9 protein-coding genes are annotated in these 7,063 nt (G+C 71.0%); 6 read left to right on the forward strand and 3 right to left on the reverse strand.

What is annotated here, in order from left to right; translation table 11 throughout:
- Positions 1-195 precede the first annotated feature (195 nt).
- The 3 genes from pstC to ACFVNO_RS19045 all read left to right on the forward strand — a co-directional run bounded on the left by pstC (position 196) and on the right by ACFVNO_RS19045 (position 2,439).
- Positions 196-1,203 (forward strand): phosphate ABC transporter permease subunit PstC, encoded by a 1,008-nt coding sequence (gene pstC, locus ACFVNO_RS19035; protein ID WP_220564289.1) that lies wholly within the window; start codon positions 196-198, stop codon positions 1,201-1,203.
- Positions 1,200-2,111, forward strand: coding sequence for a phosphate ABC transporter permease PstA (gene pstA / locus ACFVNO_RS19040; protein ID WP_355257765.1), 912 nt, complete (start codon positions 1,200-1,202; stop codon positions 2,109-2,111). The genes pstC and pstA overlap by 4 nt, the downstream gene beginning before the upstream one ends.
- A 112-nt stretch (positions 2,112-2,223) precedes the next feature.
- Positions 2,224-2,439: an EF-hand domain-containing protein gene (locus tag ACFVNO_RS19045; RefSeq protein WP_220564287.1), complete on the forward strand. Its 216-nt coding sequence runs from the start codon at positions 2,224-2,226 to the stop codon at positions 2,437-2,439.
- Positions 2,440-2,515: 76 nt separating this feature from the next.
- Here the strand turns inward: ACFVNO_RS19045 and ACFVNO_RS19050 are convergent, their stop codons facing one another.
- Positions 2,516-3,205 (reverse strand): spermidine synthase, encoded by a 690-nt coding sequence (locus tag ACFVNO_RS19050; RefSeq protein ID WP_220564286.1) that lies wholly within the window; start codon positions 3,203-3,205, stop codon positions 2,516-2,518.
- A 239-nt stretch (positions 3,206-3,444) separates the two neighbouring features.
- On the opposite strand from ACFVNO_RS19050, the gene ACFVNO_RS19055 reads away from it, so the two are divergent.
- The 3 genes from ACFVNO_RS19055 (at position 3,445) to ACFVNO_RS19065 (ending at position 6,336) form a co-directional block, all read left to right on the forward strand.
- Complete coding sequence (locus ACFVNO_RS19055; RefSeq protein ID WP_355257769.1) at positions 3,445-5,661, forward strand: carbon starvation CstA family protein; 2,217 nt, start codon at positions 3,445-3,447, stop codon at positions 5,659-5,661.
- 6 nt (positions 5,662-5,667) lie between these two features.
- Positions 5,668-5,880 (forward strand): YbdD/YjiX family protein, encoded by a 213-nt coding sequence (locus ACFVNO_RS19060; RefSeq protein ID WP_220564284.1) that lies wholly within the window; start codon positions 5,668-5,670, stop codon positions 5,878-5,880.
- 69 nt (positions 5,881-5,949) lie between these two features.
- Positions 5,950-6,336, forward strand: coding sequence for a MauE/DoxX family redox-associated membrane protein (locus tag ACFVNO_RS19065; RefSeq protein WP_378894175.1), 387 nt, complete (start codon positions 5,950-5,952; stop codon positions 6,334-6,336).
- Positions 6,337-6,355: 19 nt separating this feature from the next.
- Here the strand turns inward: ACFVNO_RS19065 and ACFVNO_RS19070 are convergent, their stop codons facing one another.
- Entirely contained in the window at positions 6,356-6,514 is a 159-nt protein-coding gene (locus ACFVNO_RS19070) for a hypothetical protein (protein WP_378894178.1), read from the reverse strand.
- Between the two features lie 293 nt (positions 6,515-6,807).
- The coding region (locus ACFVNO_RS19075) for a hypothetical protein (RefSeq protein WP_378894181.1) at positions 6,808-7,063 on the reverse strand (256 nt) is incomplete at its 5' end.

The raw sequence follows: 7,063 nt of genomic DNA on the forward strand, positions 1-7,063 counted from the left end.
TGCGGTCTATAACACCACCGCCCCCACCGAGCGCGGCCCCCCCCCCTGGGCGCGTGGTCCCCCCCCCCCCCCGGGTCCCCCCCCGGGGGGGCGGGCCCCCCCGCCCCGCCCGCCGCCCTTCCACCCCTCTTCCGCCCCGTGGTGCCGGGGCGGGGACGCTCTCCACTCCCCACGAAAGCCACAGAGGAGAAGCACATGTCCACCGAGGCCCCCGAGGCCCCGCAGGCCCCCGAGGACTCCCCACGGAGGACCTTGTCGGCCGGCAGAGGGCGCCTGGCCGACCCGATCTTCAAGTGGACGGTCGCCGCCTGCGGGACCGTCGTGCTGGTCATCCTGGCGCTGATGGTCGTCCGGACGACCACCGAGGCCTGGCCGGTGTTCGCCAAGGAGGGCTTCTTCGGCTTCCTCCTCGGGGAGGACTGGACGGCGGGCGGCTCCCGGACCGAGATCACCGGTACCTACGGCGCCTGGCCGTTCATCTACGGCACCCTGGTCACCGCGACCATCGCGATCGTCATCGCGCTGCCGCTGTCCATCATGGTCGCCGTCTACCTCACCCACATGGCCCCGCGCCGCATCGCCAAGCCGCTCTCCTACACGGTGGAGCTGCTGGCCGCGGTGCCCAGCGTCATCTTCGGCCTCTGGGGCCTGCACTGGTTCCTGCCGAACGTGATGCGGCCCTTCTTCGACCTGGTCGAGTCGACCCTGGGCTGGTTCTTCCTCTTCGAGGGCCCGGTGCGCGGCGTCGGCTACTTCCCCGCCGGGATCGTGCTGGCCATCATGATCCTGCCGATCATGACCGCCATCATCCGCGAGGTCATCGTGGTGCAGCCGCTGGAGCAGCAGATGGCCGGCTACGCGCTGGGCTCCACCCGGTGGGAGGTCATCACCAAGGTGGTGCTGCCCGCCAGCTTCTCCGGCATCGTCGCCGCGACCATGCTGGGCCTGGGCCGCGCCCTCGGCGAGACCATCGCCGTCCTGATGCTGATCGGCGGCTCCCAGTCCTGGGGCGCCAGCCTCTTCGGCGCCGGCAGCAGCATGGCCTCGCACATCGCCGCGACCTTCGGCGAGTCCTCGCCGGAGACCCGGACGGCGCTGATGGCGATCGGTGTCGCCCTCTTCCTCGTCACGATGATCATCAACGTCCTGGCCCGCGTCGTCGTGTGGCGCCTGGGGCAGTTCACGGGAGACGCCGCCGTATGAGCACCGCGACCACCACACCCCCGACCCCGGCGCAGCACGTCCCGCTGAGCGTGCGCCCGCCCGGCACCGGCTACCGGCGGTTCAAGAACCGCGCGGCCACGGTCGTCCTGACCGGCGCGATGATCCTCGCGATGATCCCGCTGTTCCTCATCATCTTCGAGGTCACCCGGCGCGGCATCGGCGTGGTGAACCTGGAGTTCTTCACCGCCACCGAGCCCCCGCCCCGGCGCGAGGGCGGCGGCTACGCCGCCGGGTTCTTCGGCACGCTGTACATCATGGCGCTGGCCGTCGCGATGTCGATCCCGTTCGGCATCGCCACCGCCGTGTACATCGTGGAGTTCGGCCCCAACCGCCTGACCGGCGCGATCCGGTTCTTCACCGACGTCATGACCGGCATCCCCTCGATCTTCGTGGGTCTGTTCGTCTACGGCCTGCTGGTGATCGGCTGGGGGGCGATGGGCTTCGGCACGTTCGTGGGCGCCGTCGCGATCGCGGTGATGATGCTGCCGATCGTCACACGCTCGGCGGAGGAGATGCTGCGGCTGGTCCCGGACGAGATCCGCAACGCCAGCTACGGCCTGGGCGCCCGCAAGTGGCAGACCATCGTCCACACGGTGCTGCCCGCCGCCGCCCCGGGCCTGACCACCGGCTCGATGCTGGCGATCGCCCGCGGTATCGGCGAGACCGCGCCGCTGCTGCTGACGGCGTTCGGCACCGGCATCATCGTCACCGCGTTCCAGGGCTCCCCCCAGGGCGCCGTGCCGATGCAGCTGTACCGCGGTGCGGCCCAGCCGTTCGAGGCGGGCATCGACCGCGCGTGGGGCGCGGCGCTGTGCCTGTTCGTGCTGGTGCTGCTGTTCACGGTCATCGCCCGCTGGATCGGCTCCCGGGCCTCGGTCGGCAAGTGACCTGAACACGCCCCCCGAACGAAGGGCCGCCCCGGTGCGAGAACCGCCCGGTGCGGCCCTTCGTCCTACCGGTAGCCTTTCCGCACCAACGGACCCCCGACTGGGAGAGACAATGCCCGAAACCTCCGAGTACGCCGCCACGTTCGCCCTCGTGGACGCCGACGGCGACGGCCGCATCACCGCCTCCGAGCTGGTCGCCCTCATGCGCAACCTCGGCGACGAGTGCACCGACGAGCAGGCCGCCGAAACGGTGAGCGCCATGGACTCCGACGGCGACTCCCGCATCTCCCTGGAGGAGTTCGCCCGCTTCATGTCCTCCCGCGGCTGAGGCCCCCGCCGTGCCCGCCCCCTGACCGCGGTCCCGGCGGCGGGCACGGCGTCCCGCGGCCGGAACCGCTCCGCGGTCAGGCCTCCCGGGCGAGGTAGACGGTGTCGGGGATGCTGTGGGCCACCGTCACCTCGATCGCCTCCACGTGGGTGAAGCGCTCGCGCAGTAGGGCCTCGAAGGACTCCACCGGGTTGGCGCTCCAGAACGCCAGCACCCCGCCCGGGGCCAACAGCCCCTTGAGCAGGTCCAGCCCCGCCGCCCGGTACAGCCGGCCGTTGGCCTCGGTCACGGTCCAGTCCGGGCCGTTGTCGGTGTCCAGGCAGATCGCGTCGTAGCGCTGCGGCCGCCCGGCCGCCGCCTCCGTCCAGGCGACGATGTCGGCGTTGTGCACCCGGCAGCGGGGGTCGCGGTGCACGTAGCCCGCGGCCTCGCCCAGTTCGCCGTCGTGCCAGGCGATGACCTGCGGCTCCAGCTCGACGACCTCCACCAGGGAGACCCGGGGGTCGTCCAGCGCCTCCCGCGCCGAGAAGCCCACCCCCAGGCCGCCGATGAGGACCCGCGCCCGGCCGCGCCCCCGCGGCAGCGCCGCCAGGCTCGCGCGCACCATCTCGCGCTCCGAGGTGCCGTCCCGGGTGTCCATGAGGAACACCCCGTTGCTGTAGATCTCGTAGTGCGCGCCCACCCGGCGCAGCACCAGGTCTCCGCCCGTCTCACCCGTGACGCGGGCGAGCGTCTCCTTCTCCTCCGCCACCTGTGGTGTCTCCATTCCGCCATTGTGCCCGCCCGCGCACCCACCGTGTCGGCCGGACCGGAAAGCCGTACGGGCAGGGCACGCGCGGTTCCCCCCACTTACCAGATGGTTTCGGGAAAGTTCCCAAAGTATTGAATCTGCAATGCAACCGATTCCTTTGTGACGCCCGCAACACGGGTAGGTCCTGCACGATTGTCGCGATATGGCTCCCGGATTCCTCCCCGGGTTCCCGACAGGTTAGAGAGAAGGATCAGATGTCCTCTGTTCCGGTCAATGGCAAGGCGGGGCCCCCGCCGGCGCCGGACAAGCCGAAGTGGACACCACAGAGCATCGCCATCTGGGCCGGCGTCGCCCTCGTGGGAGCGGTCGCGTGGGGCGTGATCGCCATCGGCCGAGGCGAGGAGATCTCGGCCGCCTGGCTGATCTTCGCCGCGCTCGCCTCCTACGCCATCGCCTACCGCTTCTACGCACGGTTCATCCAGTACAAGGTGCTGATGGCCGACCCGACCCGGGCCACCCCGGCCGAGCGCCTCAACAACGGCGCCGACTACCACCCGACCGACCGCCGGGTGCTCTACGGCCACCACTTCGCCGCCATCGCCGGCGCCGGACCCCTCGTCGGCCCGGTCCTCGCGGCGCAGATGGGCTTCATGCCCGGCACCATCTGGATCATCCTGGGTGTGATCTTCGCGGGTGCCGTGCAGGACATGGTCGTGCTGTTCTTCTCCACCCGCCGCAACGGCCGCTCGCTCGGCCAGATGGCGCGCGAGGAGATCGGCCCGGTCGGCGGCATCGCCGCGCTCATCGCGGTGCTGTCCATCATGATCATCCTGCTGGCCGTGCTGGCCATGGTCGTCGTGAACGCCCTGGCCGAGTCGCCGTGGGGCGCGTTCTCGCTGATCATGACCATCCCCATCGCCCTGTTCATGGGCGTGTACCTGCGGTTCGTCAGGCCCGGCAAGGTCATGGAGACCTCCGCCATCGGCGTCGTCCTGCTGCTGCTGTCCATCGTCGGCGGCGGCTGGGTGGCCGAGCACGCCGTGCTGAGCGAGGTCTTCCTCTTCAGCAAGAACGAACTGACCATCGGCCTGATCGTCTACGGCTTCGTCGCCTCGGTGCTGCCCGTGTGGCTGCTGCTGGCGCCGCGCGACTACCTGTCGACCTTCATGAAGGTCGGCGTGGTCGTCCTGCTCGCGGTTTCCATCCTCATCGCGATGCCGTCGCTGCAGCTGCCGCGGTTCACCGAGTTCGCGTTCAACGGCCAGGGCCCCGTGGTGGCCGGGCCGCTGTTCCCGTTCGTGTTCATCACGATCGCCTGCGGCGCGCTGTCGGGGTTCCACGCGCTGATCTCCTCGGGCACCACGCCCAAGCTCATCGAGAAGGAGACCCAGGTCCGCATGATCGGCTACGGCTCGATGCTCACCGAGTCGTTCGTGGCGGTCATGGCGCTGATCACCGCGTGCATCATCGACCCCGGCGTGTACTTCGCGATGAACATGCCGATGAACGCCCTGGGCGGCAGTGTGGAGTCCGCCGCGCAGACCGTCAGCCAGCTCGGCTTCACGGTGGACGCCGCGACACTGCAGCAGATCGCGACGAACATCGGCGAGAGCGAGATCATCGCCCGGACCGGCGGCGCGCCGACGTTCGCGCTGGGTGCCGCGACGATCTTCTCCAACGTGTTCGGCGGCCAGGCCATGATGGCGTTCTGGTACCACTTCGCCGTCATGTTCGAGGCGCTGTTCATCCTCACCACCGTCGACGCCGGAACCCGCGTCGGCCGGTTCATGCTCCAGGACACCCTGGGCAACGTGTACAAGCCGATGCGCGACACGAGCTGGCGGCCCGGCGCGTGGATCTGCAGCGCTCTGATCGTCGGCGGCTGGGGCTACTTCCTGTGGGCGGGCGTGAACGACCCGCTGGGCGGTATCAACCAGCTGTTCCCGCTGTTCGGCATCGCGAACCAGCTGCTGGCGGCGATCGCCCTGGCGGTGTGCACCACGCTGATCATCAAGTCCGGCAGGGCCAAGTACGCCTGGGTCACCCTGGTGCCGCTGGCCTGGGACGCGGTGGTCACCCTGACCGCGAGCTACCAGAAGGTGTTCTCCGACGACCCGAAGATCGGGTTCTTCGCCCAGCGCAGCCAGTTCTCCGAGGCGCTCGCCAACGGCGAGCCCGGGGTGGGCGCGGTGCAGGGCGAGGAGGCCATGCGCCAGGTGGTCGTGAACACGACGGTCCAGGGCACGCTGTCGGTGCTGTTCGCGCTGCTGGTGGTCATCATCCTGGCCGACTCGGTCCGGGTGTGGATCAAGGCGCTGCGCGCCCCGGAGGGCACGCTGCCCATCACCGAGATCCCGTACGAGAGGTCCAAGACCTGGGCCCCGGACGGGCTCATCCCGAGCCGTGAGGAGCGCGAGTACGCTCGGCAGCTGGAGAGCGTGGGCGGTTCCTCCGAGGAGAAGAAGGAGTAGCGGACGATGACGACGGGCTCGGCACTCGGTCCGAGGCTGCTGCACGGACTGCGCGAGGCGTGGCAGATCGCCCGCGGGGTCGTGGGCGAGCGGGCCTACGAGATCTACCTGGAGCACCACAACCGGGAGCACCCGGGCGAGGAGCCCATGAGCGAGCGCGTCTTCTGGCGCCACCACACGGACAAGGGCGACACGAATCCCGGGTCGCGCTGCTGCTAGGTGACGGGGGTCCCGGAGTCCGCTCCGGGGCCCTTCCGCGTTTTATGACCCGCGGGTAACTTAGGGGTCGTGACGAAGAACCCGCGCACGGCCGCCCCGTACGCCCTCGGCGGCCTGTTCCTGGCCTCGGCCGTACTGCACTTCATCGCCCCGAAGCCGTTCGAGGCGATCATGCCGCGCTCCCTGCCCGCGCCGCGCGCCTGGGTGTACGGCAGCGGCGTCGCCGAGGCCGCGTGCGGCCTGGGCCTGCTGACCCGCCGCCGCTGGGCGGGGCCGGCCGGCGCCGCCCTCCTCCTCGCCGTGTGGCCCGCCAACATCCGGATGGCCATGGACTCGGGCACGGGGCGTCTGCCCGGCCCGGCCGACAACCGCATCGTGGCCTGGGGGCGCGTCCCGCTCCAGATCCCGCTCATCTGGGCCGCGCTCCAGTCCCGCCCCGAGCCCCCGGCCTCCTAGGAGGCCGGCGGTACGGCGGTCAGGACTTCCAGGACGGGCCCCACCCGCTGCTGTCGGAGACCCCCTCCGGCATGGGCTCCAGCAGCCCGGCGCCGGGCGGCTCGCGGTCCGCCTCGGGTCCCGGAGCGATCGACGGCTCCGCCTCGACCTCCCAGCGGTCCGCGGGAGGCGGCGGCACCAACGAGGCTCCCGGAGGCGCGCTCGCCCCACCGCTCCCGAAGGCGTCCCACGTCCCCTGCGCCCCGGTGGCCCCGGATGACCCGCCGTACTCGGAGGCCCCGCCGCCCACCTCGGCGACCGGGCGGCCACCCGAGCCGTCACCCGCCCCGGCGACATCGCCGTACCCGGACGCATCCGCGTACCCGGGAGCACCGGCCCCAGCCGTGTCTCCGTACGCACCAGAGGCCCCAGCGGCACCACCGTGTCCAGGGGCACCGTGCCCGGAAGCACCATGCGCACCCGGGGCCCCGGTCACATCTGCATAGCCAGAGGCCCCAGCCGCACCGCCGTGCCCGGGGGCACCGACCGCATCTGCGTAGCCAGGGGCACCGTGCCCACCAGACACACCAGCCGTGTCTCCATACCCGGAGGTGCCATGCGCCCCGGGCGCACCACCGTGCCCAGAGGCACCATGCCCACCAGACACACCAGCCGTGTCTCCATACCCGGAGGTGCCATGCGCCCCGGGCGCACCACCGTGCCCAGAGGCACCATGCCCACCAGACAC

This window comes from Nocardiopsis sp. NPDC057823 (assembly GCF_042797335.1).
Taxonomy (GTDB): domain Bacteria; phylum Actinomycetota; class Actinomycetes; order Streptosporangiales; family Streptosporangiaceae; genus Nocardiopsis; species Nocardiopsis changdeensis.